The sequence below is a fragment of the Pseudomonadales bacterium genome (genome assembly GCA_024234615.1).
In the GTDB taxonomy this organism is placed as follows: Bacteria; Pseudomonadota; Gammaproteobacteria; order Pseudomonadales; family IMCC2047; genus JAJFKB01.
Genome location: JACKNY010000001.1, coordinates 323,162 through 345,307 on the forward strand (window position 1 = coordinate 323,162; position 22,146 = coordinate 345,307).

The following is a 22,146-nucleotide window of genomic DNA, read 5'->3' on the forward strand; positions in this document are numbered from 1 at the left end:
CGTTGGAAAATATTATTGTATGGGATACATACTGTCAAGATTATTTTACAGCTCGAATGTAACGATTTAATGCCTACAAAAACTAAGGATTAAGCAGTGTACTCCTTGTCTGACGCGGTTTTCAGCCTGTTAAGTGAAAGATAACTATGGATTTGACATCTTCTTGACAAGGATCAAGTCTTGGTGAGTTTGTTGTCAGTATCTGATTGTGTTTTCGGGGAAATCAACCAAGAAGCGCTGATCTGTTTAGAGCATAATGGATAAAAAACATCCTTATGGTTGAGCCGATCAAACTGAAGTGAGAGTATTGCTAAAATTGAGTTTTTCAACCGACCTGCTAACTGAAGGAGCCAGGAATTGACCAGTGTGAATGTGCAAAGAAATCTAGCAATGAGTAAAGATCAAGCGTTACAGGCCGCTGAAAAAGTGGCGGATAAGCTAGCGCGTGATTACGGGGTGAATTTTTCCTGGCGGGGCGATTGCGCGGATATCAAAGGGCCGGGCGTTCAAGGCACCTGCGCAGTATCGGAAGGTTTGGTGGATATTCAATTAACGTTAGGCTTTCTGGCGGCGCCTTTTGCTGTACGAGTGAAGGAGGAAATTAATAAATATTTTGATCGCTTGGAACAGGCTTGATTGATAGCAGGTTGGATATTAACGTTAAGTGAAACTGTAAAATGCGCCCCTGTAGCGGAAGGACTGGGTCGACACTCGCAAAGAAAAGGGGCGCAGGCTGCAACGCTTGTGAGTAAAAGGCGTTTGCAACCCGTGATCCAAAGGTCTCAACGAGGTAACAGTTGGCTGTTTAGAGGATATACCGCGAGAGGTCTTCGTCTTGCGCTAAATCACCCAAATACTGATCAACATAAGCCGAATCTATGGTGACTTTAGTGGAGTCTGTTGCGTCGAAAGAAACTGATTCGAGCAGCCTTTCCATGACCGTATGTAAACGACGAGCGCCAATATTTTCGGTACGTTCGTTCACCTGCCAGGCGATTTCAGCAATGCGGCAGATGCCGTCTTTGGTATATTGGATGTCGGTGCCTTCTGTACCGAGCAGTGCTTGGTACTGCTCTGTTAGGCTAGCGTCCGGTTCGGTTAGAATACGTTCAAAATCTTCTGGTGTTAGTGCGTTGAGTTCAACGCGTATGGGTAACCGACCCTGTAGTTCCGGTATCAAATCTGAAGGTTTTGCCAGATGAAAGGCACCGGAGGCGATAAATAAAATATGATCGGTTTTGATCATACCGAATTTAGTGCTGATGGTGCAGCCTTCGATCAAGGGGAGCAGGTCGCGCTGTACGCCTTCGCGAGAGACGTCTGGTCCATTGACACCAGAGCGTTTCGTTACCTTGTCAATTTCATCGAGGAAGACAATACCGTTTTGTTCTACCGAATGAATGGCCTGTGTTTTTAAGTCTTCTTCGTTGACCAGTTTGGCGGCTTCTTCATCGCAGAGTAGCTTATAGGCTTCTTTGATTTTGAGTTTTCGCGTTTTCTTACGGTTACCGGACATATTGGAAAACATGCTTTGTAATTGGTTTGACATTTCTTCCATGCCGGGCGGGGCCATAATTTCAACGCCTATGGGCATTGCATTTAGCTCTAATTCAATTTCCTTGTCGCCGAGTTCGCCTTCACGTAATTTCTTACGAAATACCTGGCGGGTGGTGCTGGATTCTTTATTTGTTTGTGAGTCACCGAATTCGCTACTGCGTGGCGGGGGCAATAGAGCGTCAAGTATGCGCTCTTCGGCAGCGTCTTCTGCGCGGTGCTTTACTTTCTCCATTTCTTTCTCGCGCACCATCTTTACCGCCATGTCGACTAAATCACGCACTATCGACTCAACGTCGCGGCCAACATAACCCACTTCAGTAAATTTTGTCGCCTCTATCTTGATGAAAGGCGCCTGAGCCAACTTCGCCAGGCGGCGGGCGATTTCTGTTTTCCCTACACCCGTCGGGCCAATCATTAAAATATTCTTCGGCGTAATTTCGTTGCGCATTTGTTCATCTAACTGCATACGACGCCAACGATTGCGCAGGGCTATGGCGACTGCACGTTTGGCATCGGCTTGACCGATGATATGTTTGTCCAGTTCGTGAACGATTTCTCTTGGCGTCATATTTGACATAAGGCGGATAACTCTCTGTTACAAATAAAGGTGGTAGCAGTGTGATTCAAGCGCTACGGTAATGAGTATTAAGCAACCGATTCGAGCTCTTCGATCGTTTGGTTGTGGTTGGTGTAGACACAAATATCGGCAGCGATGGCCAGGCTTTTTTCAACGATGGTCTTGGCGTCTAAATCAGTATTTTCGATCAGGGCGCGAGCCGCAGATTGCGCAAATGGGCCGCCTGAGCCAATGGCTATTAACCCGTGTTCGGGTTCTATGACATCACCGTTACCGGAAATAATGAGGGAGTGCTCTTTGTCGGCGACGGCTAATAGCGCTTCCAGCTTTTGCAGCATGCGATCAGTGCGCCAATCTTTAGCTAATTCTACGGCAGCACGCATCAGGTGCCCTTGGTGCTTCTCTAGCTTTGCTTCAAAGCGTTCAAACAGAGTAAAGGCATCGGCAGTAGCACCGGCGAAACCGGCAATGACTTGATCTCGATATAAACGCCGTACTTTGCGAGCGTTGCCTTTCATGACGGTATTGCCAAGTGAAACCTGGCCATCGCCACCAAGCACCACCTGATTATTCCTGCGAACCGATACAATGGTAGTCATCTATATTTCCTGTACTGCCGATAATGAGCGTTAGAACAAGGAATATGGAGGTAAAGCCGCTGATTTCAAGGCTGGAGAGGCTACTATTATTTGATTTCAATCAACATGGATTCAGTATTCGCGCGAGCGAGGATGTCTTGCGCGTGATTAAGCTTAGAGCGCGAGGTGAATGGGCCGACCAAGACACGATACCAATTTGCTCCGGTGCGGCCTTTGGCCAGTTTGACCGTTACTTCGAGGCCTTGCAGAATGAGTTTTGCGCGCAAGCGATCAGCATCCTCATGATGCCGGAAAGAGCCAGCCTGAAGCAAATAGGTCTTGGCCCCTGCCTGTTGAATCGGTTTTGACTGATACTCCTCAACTCTAGGCGGAATCACTTCGGTTTGCGGGAGCAGTTTATAAAAATCGTACTCATCGTCAGCTTTTGAAGTCTCAACCACAGGCGTGCGCGTTGTTTTCACCTTAGGCTCTGTTTTTTCCGGCTTGACCGGGGTGCTGGTGCTTTTCTGTAAGGTTGGCTGCACCTCTGGTTGTAATTGTGTCAGATAATAAAGGAACGCAGCAAAGCAGGCGATGCTGATAAAGGTGATCGCCATGAAGGTTTTTGAAACCCTTGGGGTATCATTTTTACCGATCTTTTGTTTGTGTTGTGCGGCTCTTTTGGCGTAATCGTGAGACATTATGTTTAGTTTTTGCTGTAATTGATGGGGGCAAAGGTTGGTGGAAGAGGGGAAAACATTATAAAAATTTAATCTCCTGCAAATTGGCCGCACATAATAGGCGAGCGGGGTAGCGTTCGAACAGCTTATTTAACGAATTAATCACATTGTAACGGTGACAGTGGCGCTTGTTAACTAATCATCAAATCGACTCCTGTGGGTCGACATCAACCGACCAGCGCACTTTGCCTGATCCGCCCAGACTCTCAAGCTGAAGGCAGAGCGGTGTCAGCAGCTGGTGCAGCGACTTGCGATCGGAGCATATTAGCATGAGCTGAGCGCGATAACGCCCCGATCTTTTGTACATTATGGCGGGGATGGGGCCAAACAACTCAATATTTTTGAGCTGATAAGTATTCGACAGCTGCTGAGCCAATTTTTGTACCTGTGTTAAAAACTCAAAAGGTGCCTGCTCCTTCACGGCTTCGGCTCTGATTAATGCGGCGTGACTATAGGGTGGTAGATTGGTTTGTTCTCGATCAGCCAGTAACTGCTGTGCAAAAGCAGAGTAGCCACGTGTAATGAGTTGATTGAGCAGGGGGTGATCTGCGTGATGTGTCTGAATTAAAACCTTACCGCTTTTCTTGGCTCTTCCGGCACGACCGGCTACTTGAGTGATTAGCTGTCCCATGCGTTCCAGGCCCCGAAAGTCAGAGCTAAAAAACCCGGCGTCTGCCTCCAGTATCGCGACTAGTGTGACGTTGGGAAAATGGTGTCCTTTTGCCAGCATTTGCGTGCCGATGAGGATGCAAGGCTTGCCTTCTTTTATGATGGCAACAAGGTTTTGCATCGCCGATTTGGCACGGGTGGTGTCCCGGTCAATTCGAATTATTTCGGTTTTTGGAAATAGCTCAGAGATTGCTTGCTCTGAACGTTCAGTGCCTACTCCCAGAGGGCTCAGTTGTGTATGCCCACAGTCTGGGCAGCTGGGGGGTACTTTTTTTTGCGCGCTACAATGATGGCAGCGCAGTTGGTAGGGGTTGAGGTGTAGGGTTAAACGGGCATCGCAGCGTTTACAGTTGGCTATCCAGCCGCACTCATGACACATCATAATCGGAGAAAAACCACGCCGATTTAGGAAAATTAAAACTTGGTTACCTTGGGCAAGTTGCTCTGAAATAGCGCTAATCAAAGGTTGTGAATAACCATCCTGAAGCGGCCTGCTGCGGACATCGATCAGCTCAAAGCTGGGTAGGGCAGCATTTCCGGCTCGTTCGGGTAGTTGCAAAAGATGGTATCGATTGCTTTGCACGTTATAAAGACTTTCCAGCGAGGGCGTCGCCGTGCCAAGAAGGATAGGAATATTTTCCTGGTGCGCACGCATAACCGCGATATCTCGCGCTGAGTAACGCAGCCCATCCTGTTGTTTAAAGGAAAGGTCGTGTTCTTCATCGACAATGATAATGCCCAAATGTCTGATTGGTGTGAATACCGAGGAGCGAGTGCCGATGATGATGCCAGCTTCCTCCTGAGCAGTATAAAGCCAATCATGAGCACGTTGCTGATCAGAAAGGCCCGAGTGGAGCAGGGTAATGGGGACATTAAAACGGCGCTTGAAGCGAGATACGGTTTGCGGTGTTAAGCCAATCTCGGGCACGAGTACCAGTGCCGAACCCCCCTTTTTTAGCACCTGTCCAATGACCTGTAGATAAACCTCCGTTTTCCCGCTGCCAGTCACGCCCTCGATAAGAAAACAGGAAAAAGCAGCTAACGATTGAGTGACGGCATCGACCGCCTGTCGCTGGTGAGTATTTAGCGTTAATGGCGCCTCAGCCAATATGGTGGCGCTTCGCCGCTGTGGGGTTATCTGAATTGACTGCCTCACCAGGAAGCCTTTATCAAGTAACGCCTTTAAGGGTGAGCCACTCAATCCTAAGGTTTGTATGGCGTGCTCCCCAAAACCTTTCGGGTGCTCTAAGGCAAGCGCCATGACTTCTGCTTGTTTTGGCGCTCGGCTTAATTGGTCCTGGGCCTGCGCACGCCCTAGCTCGGTGGCGAGATAGACTATTTCCGTTTGCCTTAAATTCGTCTCACCCTTACGTAATAGCGTGGGCAGAGCAGTTGCCAGAACGTCACCGAGGGGATGCTGGTAATAGTTTGCGCACCACTCATAAAGTCGGAGTATGTGCGCTGGAATAATGGGTTGCTCGTCAATAATTTTGTTGGCAGGTTTGAGTTTGTTTCTAGGCACGTCTGAATGGTCAACTACCTGGACTAGGATGCCAACCATGTCACGATTACCAAAAGGCACGCGAATACGTGAACCTGGCAGGTAGGGGCCGCTTTGATTGGTGCTGGGAGGAAGATAATCAAAGCACCTTCTGAGTGGCGTTGGTAAGGCAATCTTTAATATTGGCGGGCTTGCCACGATATGAACTCGATTCAACAAAGATAAAGTAGGGCAAGTCTACCTTATGCGATGGGCGTAGCGAAATGTTGATTGCTGCTCAGAGAGGCTGGAGTGTGTTGTGTGCTAATGATAAGGACAAAAAAAAGCGCTTGCTCACAGGCGTGGGCAAGCGCTTAGTTGTAGGCTTAATTAATAGTTATAAGAAACAGTTACACCGGAAGTGCGCGGCTCGCCGAATAAAGCAAATGCCACATCACCTGATCGTTGAGAATACAGGTGCGTACGATATTCTTCGTCACCTATATTTTTAATCCAGCCTGCGACTTCCCAGTGGCCTTGCGGAGAGCGCCATGCTATGCGGCCATTCCAGATTCGGTACTGCGGAATAGAAGTGGTTAGGCTTTCATCGGGATCATAGAAACTAAGATCTTGGTATCTATAATCGACTTTAGCAGAAATACTACCTATGTCATCTGACAAGTTCATCGTATATTTAGCAAAAACATTCACAGTATTCGGAGGAGACTGACGCAGATCGTTTCCCGAAAAATCATTACCACCACTGTCAATTGTGCCGGTAAAATCTGTATATTCGGTATCCAGATAGGCATAGCTACCTCCGATTTCTAAACCTTCCATCGGCAACCAAAGCACTTCAACTTCCAGTCCGCTTATTTCAGCTTCTCCGGCGTTTTCGGTGAAAAATTGGCCTAGTTGATTATTTCCGGCTGGTGTGAAGAAGCGTGTCACCTGAAGGTCTTCATAATCGGTAAAGAAAGCCGTCACATTTAATTGCAAGCTTTTGTCTAAGAGTAGTGATTTGAAGCCTACTTCGTAGCTTAATGCTGATTCATCGTCAAAAGGCGTTGTTGCTACTGCTAGAGTGGTAGCAGATCCGGTAAAACCACCGCTCTTGAAGCCCGTGGTGATACTGGCGTAAAGCATGATATCTTCTGCAGCTTGCCAGTTTAATGCGAGACGACCATCAATGCTATCCCAGTCTTCCTCAGCGTTGGTATAAGGAAAATCTAATAATAGCAGGCCTATGCCACTAGTAACGTCAGCGCCTACGCCGATCTCCTTTTCTTCCGTAGAATATCGCAGCCCACCGGTCAGCGATAACGTATCGGTCAAGTCGTAGGTGGCTTGGCCGTATACAGCCCAGCTGGTCGATTCGTTGAGTTGATTGGATGTTTGTTCGCTGAGCTGGCCAAAACCACCTAAAGAGGTGAAAGTAAAAGATTCGTGACGCTCAATTTCTTCCTCGCTATAGAAGAAACCAACTACCCACTTAAGGCCGTCAGTTGCATTGGATGTTAATCGAAATTCCTGTGTATATTGTTCTGTTTCTTCCAGCGCAACGTCATTTAAGTCGAAGGAAAATCCAAGGTTTGCAGGAAGTGATCCAAGTAATGCGCCGCCACCAGCTGTCAGGTCAATAAACGGTGCAGGAGGTAGGCCTTCGGAGTCTTCAACCCAGTCAAAATCACTTTCCCGGTAGGCAGTAATAGATGTGAAGGTAAAGTTTTCTAACTCCCAGTTAACTTTAACACTATAGCCTTCCACCTGACGGTCAGTATATCCTTCGGTTTCCGCTAAGGTGGTCCACGGGTCTCCAGCGCCACCTAAAGCCTGATTGACAGCAAGCGGATTGGATACGCAATTTGGACAACCATGCAGTCCTCCTTTGCCCCCGACAGGCTCTCTATTGGTCTGGCCATTGTCGTCATCCGCGCCATCTGCACTGAACATTACTTCAACATTATCGGATGGCAGCCAGCGCAATTGCGCGCGCCAAGCAAGCGTGTCCGTTTCGCCCTGTCGTTCACCATTAAGCAGGTTGCGTAAATAACCATCGGTATCACGTTTACTGAAGGAGACTTTGCCATAGAGCCCTTCCGTTAAAGGACCGCTGATCATGCCGCCGAAATCTTGACGACCGTAGTTGCCGGTAGTCGCGCGAGCTCGAATAGTTAAATCTTCTGACGGTTTGCTGGTGATAAAGTTGATAGAGCCACCGATTGAGTTTTTCCCGTACAGAGTGCCCTGTGGGCCACGCAGTACTTCGACACGTTCCAGGTCAAATATATCAAAAACCTGAGCGGTTCGTGCGGCGATATAAACATCATCTACCGATACAACGGTTGAATCGCTGGCAGCAGCACCATCTTCTTTGGTGCCAATTCCGCGAATGGCTATTTCTGGCTGGCCGGCACTAAATGCTGCGAATACTAAACCTGGTGTACGGTTACCAATATCTTGCATATTGGTGATATCATCTTCGCGGAGTTTATCTCCGCTAAAAGCGGTTATAGCGATCGGAACATTCTGCAAACTTTCCGCACGTTTTTGGGCGGTGACAACGACTTCCTCAATCGCAATACTATCCGCACTGGCAAAACTTGCCAATGCTAAAGTACCGACTGAAACTGCAATTGCTTTTTTAATAAAAGTTGGTTTCATTATATATCCCCTCTCCTCATAGACTGTTAGTTATTAACGCGACGATGCTGGATACTGCAGCCGTTCTGCCGCGTCTCATAGCTATAACGCTAGGCTCATAATTTACCTCAATAATTTTTTAAAAAAGGTGAGGTTTCATGTTTTTAATCAATTGCTAAGGGCTGGTGGGTTTTTTTGGGGGGAGAAAAATTGATGAGCGAGGGGTTATTGATAATGCCAATTCAGACTAACGCCATAGGTTCTAGGTGTGCCGAAGAGGGCGTAATCATTGCCACCGAGAATATAGAGGTGGGCGATGTATTCTTCGTCGAGTAGGTTTTTAGTCCAGAGCACGGCTTCCCAGCTGCCGTCGGTGGTACGATAGCTCAGTTGAGCATCCAGTAAGTCGTAGCTGGGTTGTACAGTGACGCTGTTATCCGGTTCCCGGAAGCTTTTATCTTGGTAGCGGTAATCAAGGCTTGCCTGGGCGATACCGTCCCAAGCGGCCCATTCATAGCTGAGCGTTAAATCGAAAGAATGTTTGGGGGCTTGGCGTAATCGATTGCCATTAAAATCGCCGCCGTTTGAGTCATTGAAACTATCATAGGTGGCGCGCAGGTAGGCATACGAGCCGGATATTTTCCAGCCTTCGACGGGGTGAAATATAAATTCAGTTTCCATGCCACGGAGTGTTGCAGAAGCTGCGTTGGCGGTTTCAAAGATGCCAAAATTATTGACCGTACGAAACTGAACGACTTGCAAATCACGAAAGTCGGTTAAGAAAGTGACGAGATTAAGGCGTAAACGGTTATACCACCATTCACTCTTGATACCGAATTCAAAGTTCCAGGCGCTTTCCGGGTCGATACTGCGTCGGGCGGAAACAAGATTCCCTGGTGCACCTTGAAACCCGCCGCTTTTGAACCCTTTGGAAGCGCTGCCGTAGAGCAGTAAGTTGTCGCTAGCTTGGTAGGAAATGGCTAGGGATGGGGAGAGGTCATCCCAATGGCCGCGCTCGGTTAGGTTGAAGTCCTCTAGAATTATCGCGGGCGCACCGCCGTTAAAGGCGGACTGGTCTAAACGTTTGCTATCGTAAGTGTAGCGTGCGCCGATGGTCATGGTATGGCGCGAGGTCAGGTTGTAATCGGCTTGTCCAAACAGCGCATAGCTATTCGTTACGTTTTCTTGGGCGGTTACCGCAGTGCCAGTGGCAAAGGGGAACTTTTCTTCACGTGAAGTTTTTTCACGGAGGAAGTAGAGGCCAAGGACATAACGCAGGTTTTTTTCTTCGGCAGAGGCGATACGAAATTCCTGGGAAAATTGGGTATGGGTTTCGTCCACGATGGTGCCGATTCTTTGATCGGTCGCAGAGGGTGGCAGCCCCAATGAATCTTCTGCCCAGGCAAAATCGGAGCTGCGGTAGCCGGTAATCGATGTAAACTCGCCCCAGGGGTTATCCCAGAAAGCCCTTCCAGTCAGCCCCCAGATGGTGCGGTCGGTATATCCGCTCATACCATTCGTGGCATGTTTGAAATCGCCACCGAGAGACTTAAGGATTTCCGTAGGCAGGCGGCTTTCGTAAAGCTGGTTGCCTGCCGCATCCAATATGGGGCCTCCGGCGTCATCGACTATTGGAATAAGTTTGCCATTTTCGTCGAGTATTCTAATGGGAACTCTGCCCACGACGGGAATACGGCCAGTAGAGTTCATGTTATCCCAGGTATAGTCTGCGCCAAGCTCGATGCTTAAATCTTCGTTGGGTAGAAATAATAGCTTGTTGCGGGCGCTGATATTTTCGCGGCCATGCTGACTTTTATGAAGATAGATGTTGTCTTGCCAGCCGTCTGTGTGGCTGGCGCTCAGTGCCAACTTACCCAGTAGTTGGTCGTGTTGCAAGGGGCCGTTGAAAACGGCGCTCATTGCTCGGTGGTCAAAATTTCCTAGCGTCGTATTGATATCAACGGTGGCCTCTGATGAGGGTGATTTACTGACCACATTAATTGCCCCGCCAATGGTATTGCGACCATAGAGGGTGCCCTGAGGGCCGCGTAATACTTCCAGGCGCTCGATGTCTAATAGATTGATATCAATAGCGCTAATGCGGCTGACGTAGACATCATCCAAATAAACGATAATTGAGTTATCGAGTGCTGCACCGTCATCGTTGGAGCCAATGCCGCGCATATGGATAGTCGGCTGGCCTAAGCTAAAATAGGAGACTGTCAGGCCTGGTACTTTTGGACCAACGCCACCTAAGTTAGTAATCTGCGCGCGTCGCAACTGTTCGTCATTGATGACGGAAATAGCTTTGGGCACTTGCTGGAGATTTTGACTTCGTCTTTGTGAGGTAACAATGACCTCTTCAATGGGACGAATGCCGTCGAGCAAGTCTTGATTAGGGATAGTTAATGCCGCATTGGTTTTAGGGGCTTTTTCGCGCTCTGACCTGGGGTAATTAGGAGAAATGGAAATGGTACTGCGGTCGACAAATCGAAACCCCAAGTTGGTCTCGGATAACAGGGTATTTAATGCTTGCACCAGCGTCATTTTCCCGTGTAAGGCTGGCGCCATCAGGTCTTTTGCGTACTGGCTGGGCATGACAATAGTCAGCTCAGCTTCATTTCCCAGCTTTATTAAGGCTTGTGCGAGAGGTTGTTGTGGAAAATCTAATTGGTAAGCACGCAGGGTGTATTTTGGCGGCTGCGTGGCGCTATAACTGGAACCACAGTTTAGGATGAGCACACAAACGCACAGCGCCTTAACACCCATTAAAAGGTGAGGCCAAGAAGCTATTGTCGAGCAATATTGACGCAACCTGTGACCGAAGCTCGGCCTAACCAAATCAGTACTCCCCCCGGGCTGGGCAACGCTTGTTATTATTAATAGCCGATACAGTTTGGCTGCATCGGCTATCTTATAGATAAATTAGGGAGTTGATTATATAGGAGTAAAGGCGCTATTAGGAGTTGTTGGTTTATTTTTTAGGATAGAGCAGTATTAGCTCATCGGACACGGTGACAGACGCCACATCAAAAGCTTCTTCCAACGCTCGTAATGTGGTTTGCTTATCCTGTAACTGTAAGACAGCAATTACTTGGAGGTTGTTCAATGCCTCGTCGCCAGCTCTGATCTCGCCCTCGAAGTAGCGGTTAATGTCCTCAAGCACTCGAGCGAAAGACTCACCATTATAAACGAGCTGGCCTTCGCGCCAGGCGACAACATCATGGGCATCAACTCGATTTGGGTTTTGTGCCAAATATTCGGGGGTAATAACGACTTGTTGGTTACTCTCAAGCTGAAGTGCTGGTTTGAAGTTGGCTTGGGCCGCCAAATGAATATCCTGATCCTGGGTGACGCCGACGCTACCTTCTAGTACGGTTACTACGCTACCTTTTTTAGCGTTAAGCACGTTGAACTGGGTGCCCAAGACCCGGACTATTCCATTGCTGGTTTGGACGATAAAAGGTTTTGAACGATCTTTGGCTACATCAAAAAAAGCTTCGCCCTTGGTTAGGTGTACTAAGCGTCGTTGCTCATTAAAATCAGTGCTTAGGGTGGAAGCGGTATTCAATATAATTTGCGAGCCATCACTGAGAACCAGATTGCGCTGTTCGCCAACAGCGGTTGCAAAGTGGGTGCTTTGATAGGAGATATTAAAAAATACCATGATGCCAACTAAAAATAAGGCAACAGAGGCTGCCAGCGCTCTTGGTAAAAAGGTCTTTTTGCGCAAAGGGATTACGCTTTCAATTTCAAGCGCGGCTAAGCTATCCCAAAACTTTTCGATTTCTATATAGGCGCGTTGGTGCGCAGGATCGACCGCTAACCAGTGAAAAAATCGTTGTTTTTCCTGCTCTGTTAATTCTTCAGATTGTAAGCGCACAAACCACTCAGTGGCAGTGTCATGCAATTCGTTTTCTGTCAAGTTCGTATTCATTAATCGATAGCAATATTCTAAAAAGTGGCTCGTTCTATAGGTTAGAACGTTTGACCTGAAGTTTACCTCAATTTATTTCAGCTTTTTCCGCAAATGTTTTAGGGCCTGAATGATATGTTTTTCCACCATGCTGACGGACACTTCCAGAATTTCGCTAATTTCCCGATAAGATAGATGCTGTGTCCGGTGCAGCAGGAATGCGCGCTGGCAAGATTCCGGTAGCTCCTTTAGTGCCAACTGAGCGCACTTTAGTTTCTGCCTTGAAGCAAGTAACCGCTCAGGAGATGGACTATGGACGTCGCCGGTTTGTTCCATGGCTTCTTTCATTAACTGCTGATAATTGCTCCCGCGTTGTTGTCTACGCATTCGGTCAATCGCTAGGTTTACCGCTGTTTGATAGAGATAACTTTTGACGTTGTCTAACTTTTCAGGCTCGCTAACACCGAGCATTTTTTCATAGGCGGTTTGCGCAATATCCTCAGCTTCCTCAGGGTCGGCAAGTTTTCGCGTCAAAAACTTCAAGAGACCGGTATTATGGTCTTTAAATAATTTTTGGATAAAAAGGTCTGAGGCCTGTTTGGACTTCAACGCTCTTTGCCTATCATGCTCGCGTACCATAGTTAGATTCTGGGGCGTGCTATTCGGAATTCAGAGTTGTGTAAATCATCGCATAGAATAACGGCAATCACTACCGCTAAGTTTGAGTCGACAACCAATGTCGCCATTCCGAGAAAGCCTTTACTTTTGCGTAACGCGGGTATTGTCCAGGCCGCAATGGTGGTTGTTATACGCGACCTGAACATCTGGGTACATGGGCTCAAATAACTTATTAGGTCTAGAGCGCGTTAAATTTATCCAGCTTGCCGAGTAAACGCTTCTTTGTGCTCTCAACGTTGACGACAAAGCGTGAATGTTTGCAGGTAGCGACCTGTTCCAAGGCGTCACGAGCGGTAACTTCGAATTTCACTGCCGGCCCCTTCACTTCAGTAACTTTAGCCGTTATCTCAATCCACATTCCGAGCAGAGTTGGGCCCGTGTGGGTCAGTTCGACGTGGGTACCGACGGAGTCCTGGTCAGCCCCGATGTGTTGCATGAGCAGGTTGCGGCAGGCAATCTCTGTGTCATAGAGTAATGCGGGGGTGCTATAAACCCGGCATTCCTCGCCCATAAAGCCAATGGTCCGGTCTTTGTCTATGTCGTGACGTTCAGTAATTTCGGCGCCTACGGATACGATTTCAGTCATACAAGGTTTCCTTGTTAGTGAATGGAGGTATAAAAAGTTCTACGATTTACTTATGCGCAATAATGTCCTTATCAAATGCGCTCGATGATGATGGCTATACCCTGGCCCACGCCAATGCACATAGCACAAAGAGCATAACGCCCCCCGGTTCTGTGCAGCTGATAGGTTGCGGTGGTGATAAGACGGGCACCACTCATACCGAGCGGATGCCCTAGGGCTATCGCGCCGCCATTCGGGTTTAAACGCTCGTCATCATCAGCAATGTGGAGTGCGCGGGAGCAGGCAAGCGCTTGTGCGGCAAAAGCTTCGTTTAATTCGATTACCGCAAAATCAGGCATGGCCAACCCCGTTACTTCCAACAGTTTATTGATAGCAGGCACTGGTCCGTAGCCCATGATCCGTGGTTCGACGCCTGCTACTGCAGCTGCGACAACACGCGCTTTCGGAGTTAGTCTATGCTGATCTGCGGCCTTTTCAGAAGCCAGTAATAGAGCACACGCGCCATCGTTAACACCTGAAGCATTACCTGCGGTAATACAACCGCCCTCTCGAAAAGGGGCTTTGAGTTTGGTTAGGCTTTCGAGACTTGTATCGGCTCGCGGGTGCTCATCCTGATCAATAATAAGAGCATCTTGTCGGCGCTGGGGAATCGTTACGGCTACAATTTCTTCTGCCAGCCGTCCAGACGCTTGCGCAGCGACAGCTTTTAGTTGGCTGCGGAGTGCAAAGGCATCTTGGTCTTCTCTAGATATACCGAAGTCAGCGGCAACATTCTCTGCTGTTTCGGGCATTGATTCTACGCCATATTGGCTACGCATGAGTGGATTGATAAAGCGCCATCCAATGGTGGTGTCGAAAATTTCCGCTTGGCGGCTAAAGGCGGTCTCCGCCTTTCCCATGACCAGTGGCGCACGGGACATTGACTCTACTCCGCCAGCAATCATTAATTGTGTTTCGCCGGATTTTATCGCGCGAGCAGCAATGGCGACAGCATCCATGCCCGAACCGCAAAGGCGGTTAACCGTAACCCCCGCTACACTGGTCGGTAGCCCGGCTAACAGTGCACTCATACGCGCAACATTTCTATTGTCTTCACCGGCTTGGTTGGCGCAACCCATAATAACATCATCAATTAAGCCGGGAGAGAGTGAAGGGTTTCGTTGTAGCAGCTCTCTGATTGGTGTAGCGCCAAGATCGTCAGGGCGCACAGTGGAGAGAGCTCCGGCGTAGCGGCCAATAGGTGTTCGGATTGCGTCGCAAATATAGGCTTCTGTCACAGTGTAAGTTCCAGGTTGTTTAATCCCGTAAAGTTGGAAATGGAAAGCGGCCAAACTAGTGGGGCAGTCATTAATAAACAGGGATGCTTACAATAATGAATGCCAACTATAATGTCAATATTGGCGCTATCATGACAATGACAGACCGGTCTTACCACAAAGTACGAAAAAGAATTGCCGGGCGCTGGCATCGCTGGGGATAGCTTTGTATCATCTAATTTCGTAGGAATACCCTACATGTCTTAATCAATTGTTCTTGAGGTGGTAGTGAATAAAGTGGCCGTGCAATCCAGTAACAGTCGAGATATCGCTGAAGTTGGCGATAAAATTAACTCTGGTTTTTTAGAGGAATTGATCGGATATCAACTTCGACGTGCTCAAACTGCCTTATTTCAGGATTTCAGTCTTGCCTTAGGGGAGAAACAAATTACCCCCGGACAGTTTGGGCTGCTCGTAAAAATCAAGCATAACCAGGGTATTAGCCAAACTGGTCTTGCTAAGGCGGTTGGTGTTGAGCGCTCAACGCTGGGTGAAACGATTGATCGATTTGAAAAAAGAAACTTGGTGGAACGACGAAAGCATGAGACTGATCGCAGAGCCTATGCGTTGTTTCTTACCGAGGAGGGGGAACAATTTCTACAGTCCATCATGCCTATCGTGTTCCATCACGAAAAGAGAGTTACTAGGTTCTTCACCGCACAAGAGAAAGCGAATCTTTTGACGTTATTACAAAAGCTTGCCGATCAATAATAATCAGCACAGGGCAGCTTAAGGGCGATTGCAGATTATTAAAACTCGAAAGGGTTATTTTGTTTTATAATAGTAGCATTACCTTATTGTAGCGTAACAATACTATATGTTAAACTCTGCTTTTGCCGGTGTGTTGGCAAGGGTGCGAGATTTTTATTTCCTTAGATTTAAGGGTATTAGAGTTAAGAGTATTGGTGCTTAAGAGGGGTGGTTAGATGAGTAGTGGTGATAAGTTCATTCTAGACCTGAAGGTGAATGGGTATCCGCAGCAAGATTTGGTGCCAAAAAACTTGCTATTGATAGATTACCTGCGGGAGAAATTAGACTTGACCGGTGCCAAAATGGGTTGTGATGGCGGTGAGTGTGGTGCCTGTACAGTCTTGGTGGATGGTGCCCCCCGGTTGTCCTGCATTACCTTGGCGGCCAAGGTGGCGGGTAAGCACGTGGAGACCATCGAGTCGCTTTCAGATAATGGTAGGCTCTCCGAGTTACAAAAACAGTTTCACGAAAAGTTAGGGGCGCAATGTGGCTTCTGTACGCCGGGAATGGTGATGGCCTCCGAAGCTTTGCTCCGTAAAAATCCAGAGCCAACTGACAGTGAGATCCGCAAGGCGCTAGAGGGGAATTTATGTCGTTGTACTGGCTATGTGAAGATTCTTGAGTCTGTTAAAGCGGTAGCTGAAACTCGCGCGGGGGGATTGAAATGAAACGAGTCAACCAAGATCTCAGTCACGTTAAACCCAATAAAGCCGCTGGTGCGCGCATACCGTTGATTGATGGTATCGAAAAAGTTAGCGGAAAAGCGAAATACACAACTGATCTGGACGCACATGGCGCTTTAGTGGGTGTTATTCTAAGAAGTCCCTATGCGCATGCTGAAATTGTAAATATTGATGTCTCGGCGGCGCGCGCGCTGCCTGGGGTAAAAGCGGTCATCACGGGTGATGACTGTGGTGCGCCTTTCGGTATCCTGCCAATTTCTGAGAACGAATATCCGCTGGCGAAAGAAAAGCTGCGTTATCGAGGTGATGCGGTGGCGGCGGTGGCGGCAATTGATGAGAAGACCGCGCGCCAAGCCTTGGATTTAATTCGGCTCGAGGTAAAAGAGTTACCCGCCTACTTTACTGTGCAGGAGGCGCTTGCGCCGGACGCTGTGCAAATACATGATAAACGCAAAGGCAACCTTGAACGCTCGGTTGAGGATGAATTTGGCGATGTCGAAAAAGGATTTGCGCAGGCTGATCTGGTGATGGAGAGAACCTATCATTGCGGAGAAGTGACACATGCGCATATGGAGCCGCATGCTGCGTTGGCTGAATACGATGCTGAACGGGATATGCTAACTCTGCAGTCTGTGACACAGGTTCCTTATTATGTGCACCTGATGCTGACGCAATGTACGGGTATGGATTCATCGCGTATCCGTGTCATTAAACCTTTTGTTGGCGGCGGCTTTGGAGCGCGCACCGAAACCCTCAATTTTGAGATTATTGCTTGTCTGTTGGCAAAAGCGGCAGGTGGCAAGGTGAAGATGAAGCTGTCGCGGGAAGAGACCTTTCTTACCCACAAAGGCCGTCCGGAAACCGATGTTAATATCAAGATGGGTATGACTAAGGATGGCAAGATCACCGCTTGCGAAGCGGAAGTTATTCAGCGTGGTGGCGCTTATGCCGGCTATGGTGTGATCACTATTCTGTACTCTGGAGCACTGTTGCATGCTATCTATGATATTCCCAATGTGAAGTATCGGGGGCAGCGTGTTTATACCAATAATCCCGGTTGTGGCGCGATGCGCGGCCACGGCACAGTGAATATCCGTTTTGCGTTTGAAGCTTTGCTCGACAGCATGGCGGAAGCTTTAGATATTGATGTGTTGGCAGCCCGTCGTGCGAATTTGTTGCAACCGGACTTTGAAACCATCAATGGTCTGCGGGGTAGAAGCTATGGCTTGCCGGAGTGTATTGACTGGGTGGAAGAGGCGAGTAATTGGAAACAAAAACGTAAAAAATTACCGTATGGAAAAGGTATTGGCGCGGCCTGTTCACATTTTGTGAGTGGTGCGGGTAAACCGGTGCATTGGACGGGCGAGCCACACGCGACTATTTTGCTCAAGCTGGATTTTGATGGTGGTATTACGATATTTACTGGTGCATCCGATATTGGTCAGGGATCATCCACTATTATTACTCAGGCGGTTGCGGAAATTTTGGGTGTTGATTACAGCCGCTTACGTCTGATCGCGAATGACAGTGCTATCACGCCCAAGGATAACGGTTCCTATTCATCACGGGTAACGGTGATGGTCGGCAGTGCAGCGATGGATGCGGCGAAGAACCTAAAAACCATTTTGCTTGATGCGGCTGCACGAAAATTTGAGTGTGCGGTGGAAGACGTTGAATGTATGGGTGAAGCCTATCGTGTCAAGGGTAGTCCGGAAACGGCTTTGCCCTTCCAGGATATCGTGGATCAGGCGTTGATTGGTTCAGGTACGATTACGGCAAAGGGTACTTATTTTGTTCCGCGCGAATATCAAGGGATGGGAAAACAACGGGGAGCAGCAGTTGGCTCTTCTCCGGGTTATTCCTACGGTGCCACAGTCGCCGAGGTGACGGTAGACGAGGATACTTTCCAGGTGACGGTGGATAAGATCTGGTGTGCCCATGATTGTGGCTTTGCCATTAACCCATTATCGGTAGAAGGACAGATTCAGGGTGGTGTCTGGATGGGTTTGGGCCAGGCCATTTCCGAGGAAACAGGTTTTCAAAATGGTTTACATATGAACGCCAACTTCCTCGATTATCGCTTCCCGACCATTGTTGAGTCGCCCGATATTGAAGTGAAAATCATCGAGCCCATAGATCCGAATGGCCCCTTTGGCGCAAAAGAAGCCAGCGAGGGTATGCTTTCCAGTGTGCTGGCGGCGGTGTCTTCGGCAGTGCGCGATGCCATCGGAATTGAAATGACGGAAACCCCCTTGACGCCGGATCGCATCATGGATGCCATTACTAAGCAAGAGCGTGCTAATAAACGTAACCATTCCAAGCAAGAGGTGGCCTAATGGAGCATCTGCCAGAATTTGAAATCCAGCAGCCTAAAACTGCTGCTGAAGCCGTAATTTTAGGCGCTGAGACGGGTGCGCGATACATTGGCGGTGGCACGGACTTCGTTCCGAACTTGAGACGTGGCTTGGAAACACCCGTTGCCGTCGTTGATATTTCTGCCGTATCCGAGATGCAGGCCATTGAGGAAACCAGCGAAGGCTTGCGAATAGGCGCTAGTGTCACGCTGGAGCAATTGATATCGGATGAGCGAGTCAATCAAGATTATTCTTTGTTGGTGCAAGCTGCAGAGACGATTGCCGGTAACACGCATCGGTATTCCGCCACGGTCGGCGGCAACCTGTGCCTGGACACGCGCTGCCAGTTCTATAATCAAAGTGAATGGTGGCGTAAGTCCAATAATTATTGTTTAAAGTATCGTGGCGATATCTGTCACGTAGCGCCAAAAGGTAATATCTGTCGCGCAGCATTCAGTGGTGATCTTGCGCCAGCGATGATGGTGCATGGTGCTAAAGTGGAATTGGTTTCTTCTGAAGGTAAGAGAACAATTGCTTTGAAGGATATGTACCAGGAGGATGGTGCCAACTATCTGCTACTTAAACCTGGTGAATTGCTGGTTGCGGTGATCATCGAGAAGCTCGATGGCTATCAAACGGCTTACCGTAAAGTCAGAGTGCGTGGTGGTGTCGACTTCCCCTTGGCTGGCGTCGCCGTTGGTGTCAAGTGCGATGAAAATCTGTTAACCGATATCCGTATCGCGCTAACCGGCACCAATTCTCGACCACTTCTGATTGAGGGCGTCGAGGCATCTTTTGGTGCGGTTGCCGATGATGAGTGCATTACAGCCCTGGTAAAATTGGTGAGAGCGCAGTCCAAGCCTATGCGCAGCACCTTTACCCCCGGTTCTTATCGTAACAAAGTGGTAGCCAACGTGGCACGGCGGTTAATCGGAGAATTGGTTAAGCGTTAACCTGTTCCTTTGATCTGATAACTTCCTACACCTTTCTCGGCAGGTAAATACTTGTTAGTGTGGTTTACCTGCCGATGGAAGCGTTAGCCTTTTTAGCTTTTATCCGTTGCGGTATTTTTGCTTGATATATTCAGAATTCAGTCGGGCTTGGATATATTTCCCGAGTACTTTGACGCCTTGATCGCAGGAGCGGAACGTGCAAACGCCGCGATCTTTTAGCATTTCAATCATCGGATCATAGAGTGAGCCACCGTCGACAATACCGATGATTGGCTTATCCTTATCTTGCACCAATTTTGGTAGTTGATGGGTGACGCTGTCTTCGCTATTGATGTCAAAACCGGGACGCGGACTGTCAAGTAGAGTGCGCATCATGGGTGATAGCGGATCGAGGCCAACTACGACGGCATCAATATTGGGGTCATCGACAAATGCTTCAGTGCACAGTACATGGGCTTCATCGTCTGCGCCGGGGTTAATGTCGAAGGGGTTGCGAATCTCCATCAGTGCGTCAAGTTTCTTCGCTTTGAGCACTTGCGCGAGGCGCTCATGTGTTTTCGGTTCTAGAGCACCCATTGTTAAAGAAAAATCTCCGGAATGAATGCTGTCGGCCATGCCCACGGCTTCGAATCCCGCGCCACTAACAGCACCTAAACGATTACCATAGATTTTTTTGTTATGCATGCAATCGGCGACGTAGAAGAGATCGTTGAACTCCGTAAAGCTGTTAGCAAAAATAGCGCCTGACTGCCGTAAAATCGCCTGACATACTTCGTAGTCGCCGGCAATTGAAGCGGTATGTCCGAGTGTTGCGGCTTGCCCAGGTGTTGACTGTCCGGCTTTGTATACGACTACCTGTTTACCGTTAACAATACATTTGCGCACTGCTTCTGCGAAGGCGAGCCCATCCAGCTCCTTAAATCCTTCGACATAGACACCGATCAAATCGATTTCAGCATTATCAGCGAAGTAGTTCACCATGTCGCTATGTGTTAGGTCGTTCTGGTTGCCTAGAGCGGTCATATAGTTTGGATCAAACCAGGGATTCTGGCTAATCCTGGTAATCATAAAGGCTCCGCTCTGGCTAATTAGCGCTGAGTTGCGTTGTGTTTTCTTTGGTGGTTTGGGTAATTTAAATTTTGGAATAAACCAAGAGTCATAATTTCCGGGGTGAGAAACAATCCCCAGACAGTTACCCCCGAGGAAGATGGGGCCACCGTCGCCGTGACGGTGTGCTTCATTCATCTTCGCGGCCATCTCTGCTGCTTGCGCTCTGCTGGCTTCAGTTTCACCCAGGCCGCCGGGGATCAACATCACAGATTCAGCGGCATTTGCTGCGATTATTTCGTCAACTAAGTCGAAGACGGCGTCAGCACCGACGGCAACAATGAATAGATCGAGCTTGTTTTCCAGTGCTTGTAAGCCGTCAATGCATTTAACGCCGTCAATATCAGTCTCGCCGGGGCGAACGATCAGCATGTTGTCTCGATCATATCCGCTATCGAGAACATTTTTTAGAATAATGCGGCCAAAATTCATTTTGGTTGCAGAAACCCCAATGATGCCAATTGATTTTGGGTGCAGCATGTTGCCGATTTTAGCAATTGGTCTGGCGGCTGGTGTTGGTGTCGGTAGTCCAAACTGCCCTGTCGCCTCGAGCACCTTTATTTTACCGCCAACGATAGTTGCCGGATTTAGCTCAAAATGCTCTAGTATAAATTCGGCATTTTGATTGGTCGGCGAGTAATGGTTCGCGAATGCGATTAAACGAGAAAACAGACAGGCAAGCTCGCTATCAACAACAGGCTGTTTACTCAAGGCAAGTTTTTTGTAGGCAATGGTGTTCTTGAATAGCGATAAAAACTCCGCTCCATCAGTAAGTGCGGTAGAGGATGATGTGGTTGAGTGGCCAGTACGGCAGCTATCTTTGTAAATCTCAGCCTGTGAACCACCGACGCCAGCGCTAATGACCATGCCAAACTCTCTGGATCTGATAATGCTGATACTGAGTGATGTATTTTCGTTAGTCGGTTCGGTTGTTTGATTGTTGTCGAAAACAATACCTAGCGCAGATAGCAGCCGTGATATTTCGGTTTCGTCTAATAGCGGTGTTTCCGTTATCGGGTGCTGTGATAGCGTCGCGTCAATGGCTTGATAATCGATGTTCTGCGGTTGTTTTGCGGCTAATTCCGTCTGGTTAGGCATGCTCTTATTTTCCTCTTTAATTAAGGTTTTCTACGCGGCGTATGAGTCAGGTGGCGCAGTTGTTTGATCGTCCTTTGAGGGTGCTTTAGTCATCACTCTTCGTTGCTATAAGGGCTGAAATATATCATGAGGGTTAGAAAAACCTCATTTTAAATCTCATAATATGAGATGGCATCTTAAAATAATAGTTTTTTATGCTAATCTCTTTGCGGTTAGTTGTTTGTTCGTCAAGATTTAAGTTGTCGAAACTGGCGCTAACCCTCTGATTTAGAGGGAAAGTAATTATTTTTATAGCGCTGACGAACGAGAGCATTTTGGTAGAACATAGCTTACATTTGTTTGCGTTGATTAAGCAGCGGTACCCGTGCAAATGGAGCTTTAATTGATTTAACGCACTTTTTCGCTAGATAGTTATATGGAAGTGAGCGTTTAGGAAGAGTAATCTACTTTAAGTCTAAAGT

General features: G+C 48.2%; 17 protein-coding genes. 6 read left to right on the forward strand and 11 right to left on the reverse strand.

Features of this window, described 5'->3' with window-relative positions:
* Positions 1-390 precede the first annotated feature (390 nt).
* Complete coding sequence (locus H6995_01620) at positions 391-636, forward strand: polyhydroxyalkanoic acid system family protein (GenBank protein MCP5213688.1); 246 nt, start codon at positions 391-393, stop codon at positions 634-636.
* 169 nt (positions 637-805) lie between these two features.
* Here the strand turns inward: H6995_01620 and hslU are convergent, their stop codons facing one another.
* The 8 genes from hslU to H6995_01660 all read right to left on the reverse strand — a co-directional run bounded on the left by hslU (position 806) and on the right by H6995_01660 (position 12,799).
* Positions 806-2,134, reverse strand: a complete 1,329-nt coding sequence (gene hslU / locus H6995_01625; GenBank protein MCP5213689.1) for an ATP-dependent protease ATPase subunit HslU — start codon at positions 2,132-2,134, stop codon at positions 806-808.
* Between the two features lie 68 nt (positions 2,135-2,202).
* On the reverse strand, positions 2,203-2,733 hold the full coding sequence (gene hslV / locus H6995_01630) for an ATP-dependent protease subunit HslV (protein MCP5213690.1): 531 nt from the start codon (positions 2,731-2,733) through the stop codon (positions 2,203-2,205).
* An 86-nt stretch (positions 2,734-2,819) separates the two neighbouring features.
* Positions 2,820-3,413, reverse strand: a complete 594-nt coding sequence (locus H6995_01635; protein ID MCP5213691.1) for an SPOR domain-containing protein — start codon at positions 3,411-3,413, stop codon at positions 2,820-2,822.
* A gap of 181 nt (positions 3,414-3,594) precedes the next feature.
* On the reverse strand, positions 3,595-5,820 hold the full coding sequence (locus tag H6995_01640; GenBank protein ID MCP5213692.1) for a primosomal protein N': 2,226 nt from the start codon (positions 5,818-5,820) through the stop codon (positions 3,595-3,597).
* 171 nt (positions 5,821-5,991) lie between these two features.
* Entirely contained in the window at positions 5,992-8,265 is a 2,274-nt protein-coding gene (locus H6995_01645; GenBank protein ID MCP5213693.1) for a TonB-dependent receptor, read from the reverse strand.
* A 204-nt stretch (positions 8,266-8,469) separates the two neighbouring features.
* On the reverse strand, positions 8,470-10,986 hold the full coding sequence (locus H6995_01650) for a TonB-dependent receptor (GenBank protein MCP5213694.1): 2,517 nt from the start codon (positions 10,984-10,986) through the stop codon (positions 8,470-8,472).
* Positions 10,987-11,218: 232 nt separating this feature from the next.
* On the reverse strand, positions 11,219-12,181 hold the full coding sequence (locus tag H6995_01655; GenBank protein MCP5213695.1) for a FecR family protein: 963 nt from the start codon (positions 12,179-12,181) through the stop codon (positions 11,219-11,221).
* 72 nt (positions 12,182-12,253) lie between these two features.
* Complete coding sequence (locus H6995_01660; GenBank protein ID MCP5213696.1) at positions 12,254-12,799, reverse strand: sigma-70 family RNA polymerase sigma factor; 546 nt, start codon at positions 12,797-12,799, stop codon at positions 12,254-12,256.
* A 36-nt stretch (positions 12,800-12,835) separates the two neighbouring features.
* Here H6995_01660 and H6995_01665 point away from each other — a divergent pair, with 36 nt between their 5' ends.
* The gene (locus tag H6995_01665) at positions 12,836-13,006 is read left to right on the forward strand and encodes a hypothetical protein (GenBank protein ID MCP5213697.1); all 171 of its coding nucleotides are present in this window, start codon (positions 12,836-12,838) and stop codon (positions 13,004-13,006) included.
* Between the two features lie 10 nt (positions 13,007-13,016).
* Here the strand turns inward: H6995_01665 and H6995_01670 are convergent, their stop codons facing one another.
* Together H6995_01670 and pcaF are read right to left on the reverse strand one after the other, a co-directional pair.
* The gene (locus H6995_01670) at positions 13,017-13,424 is read right to left on the reverse strand and encodes a LysR family transcriptional regulator (protein ID MCP5213698.1); all 408 of its coding nucleotides are present in this window, start codon (positions 13,422-13,424) and stop codon (positions 13,017-13,019) included.
* A 71-nt stretch (positions 13,425-13,495) separates the two neighbouring features.
* Positions 13,496-14,701: a 3-oxoadipyl-CoA thiolase gene (pcaF, locus tag H6995_01675; protein MCP5213699.1), complete on the reverse strand. Its 1,206-nt coding sequence runs from the start codon at positions 14,699-14,701 to the stop codon at positions 13,496-13,498.
* A 267-nt stretch (positions 14,702-14,968) separates the two neighbouring features.
* On the opposite strand from pcaF, the gene H6995_01680 reads away from it, so the two are divergent.
* The 4 genes from H6995_01680 (at position 14,969) to hcrB (ending at position 19,480) form a co-directional block, all read left to right on the forward strand.
* Positions 14,969-15,451, forward strand: coding sequence for a MarR family transcriptional regulator (locus tag H6995_01680; GenBank protein MCP5213700.1), 483 nt, complete (start codon positions 14,969-14,971; stop codon positions 15,449-15,451).
* 215 nt (positions 15,452-15,666) lie between these two features.
* Positions 15,667-16,158, forward strand: coding sequence for a 4-hydroxybenzoyl-CoA reductase subunit gamma (hcrC, locus tag H6995_01685; protein ID MCP5213701.1), 492 nt, complete (start codon positions 15,667-15,669; stop codon positions 16,156-16,158).
* Positions 16,155-18,509: a 4-hydroxybenzoyl-CoA reductase subunit alpha gene (gene hcrA, locus H6995_01690; protein MCP5213702.1), complete on the forward strand. Its 2,355-nt coding sequence runs from the start codon at positions 16,155-16,157 to the stop codon at positions 18,507-18,509. Before hcrC ends, hcrA begins: the two co-directional genes overlap by 4 nt.
* Positions 18,509-19,480, forward strand: a complete 972-nt coding sequence (hcrB, locus tag H6995_01695; GenBank protein MCP5213703.1) for a 4-hydroxybenzoyl-CoA reductase subunit beta — start codon at positions 18,509-18,511, stop codon at positions 19,478-19,480. The genes hcrA and hcrB overlap by 1 nt, the downstream gene beginning before the upstream one ends.
* Positions 19,481-19,579: 99 nt before the next feature.
* On the opposite strand, the gene H6995_01700 is transcribed toward hcrB, so the two are convergent.
* Positions 19,580-21,685, reverse strand: coding sequence for an acetate--CoA ligase family protein (locus H6995_01700; protein MCP5213704.1), 2,106 nt, complete (start codon positions 21,683-21,685; stop codon positions 19,580-19,582).
* Between the last annotated feature and the right edge of the window lie 461 nt (positions 21,686-22,146).

Coding starts and splice junctions, on each gene's coding strand:
- hcrB (MCP5213703.1), top strand. CDS start 18,509: ATGGAGCATCTGCCAGAATTTGAAATCCAGCAGCCTAAAACTGCTGCT.
- H6995_01655 (MCP5213695.1), bottom strand. CDS start 12,181: ATGAATACGAACTTGACAGAAAACGAATTGCATGACACTGCCACTGAG.
- H6995_01645 (MCP5213693.1), bottom strand. CDS start 8,265: ATGAAACCAACTTTTATTAAAAAAGCAATTGCAGTTTCAGTCGGTACT.
- H6995_01660 (MCP5213696.1), bottom strand. CDS start 12,799: ATGGTACGCGAGCATGATAGGCAAAGAGCGTTGAAGTCCAAACAGGCC.
- hcrA (MCP5213702.1), top strand. CDS start 16,155: ATGAAACGAGTCAACCAAGATCTCAGTCACGTTAAACCCAATAAAGCC.
- hcrC (MCP5213701.1), top strand. CDS start 15,667: ATGAGTAGTGGTGATAAGTTCATTCTAGACCTGAAGGTGAATGGGTAT.
- H6995_01670 (MCP5213698.1), bottom strand. CDS start 13,424: ATGACTGAAATCGTATCCGTAGGCGCCGAAATTACTGAACGTCACGAC.
- hslV (MCP5213690.1), bottom strand. CDS start 2,733: ATGACTACCATTGTATCGGTTCGCAGGAATAATCAGGTGGTGCTTGGT.
- H6995_01620 (MCP5213688.1), top strand. CDS start 391: ATGAGTAAAGATCAAGCGTTACAGGCCGCTGAAAAAGTGGCGGATAAG.
- hslU (MCP5213689.1), bottom strand. CDS start 2,134: ATGTCAAATATGACGCCAAGAGAAATCGTTCACGAACTGGACAAACAT.
- H6995_01700 (MCP5213704.1), bottom strand. CDS start 21,685: ATGCCTAACCAGACGGAATTAGCCGCAAAACAACCGCAGAACATCGAT.
- H6995_01635 (MCP5213691.1), bottom strand. CDS start 3,413: ATGTCTCACGATTACGCCAAAAGAGCCGCACAACACAAACAAAAGATC.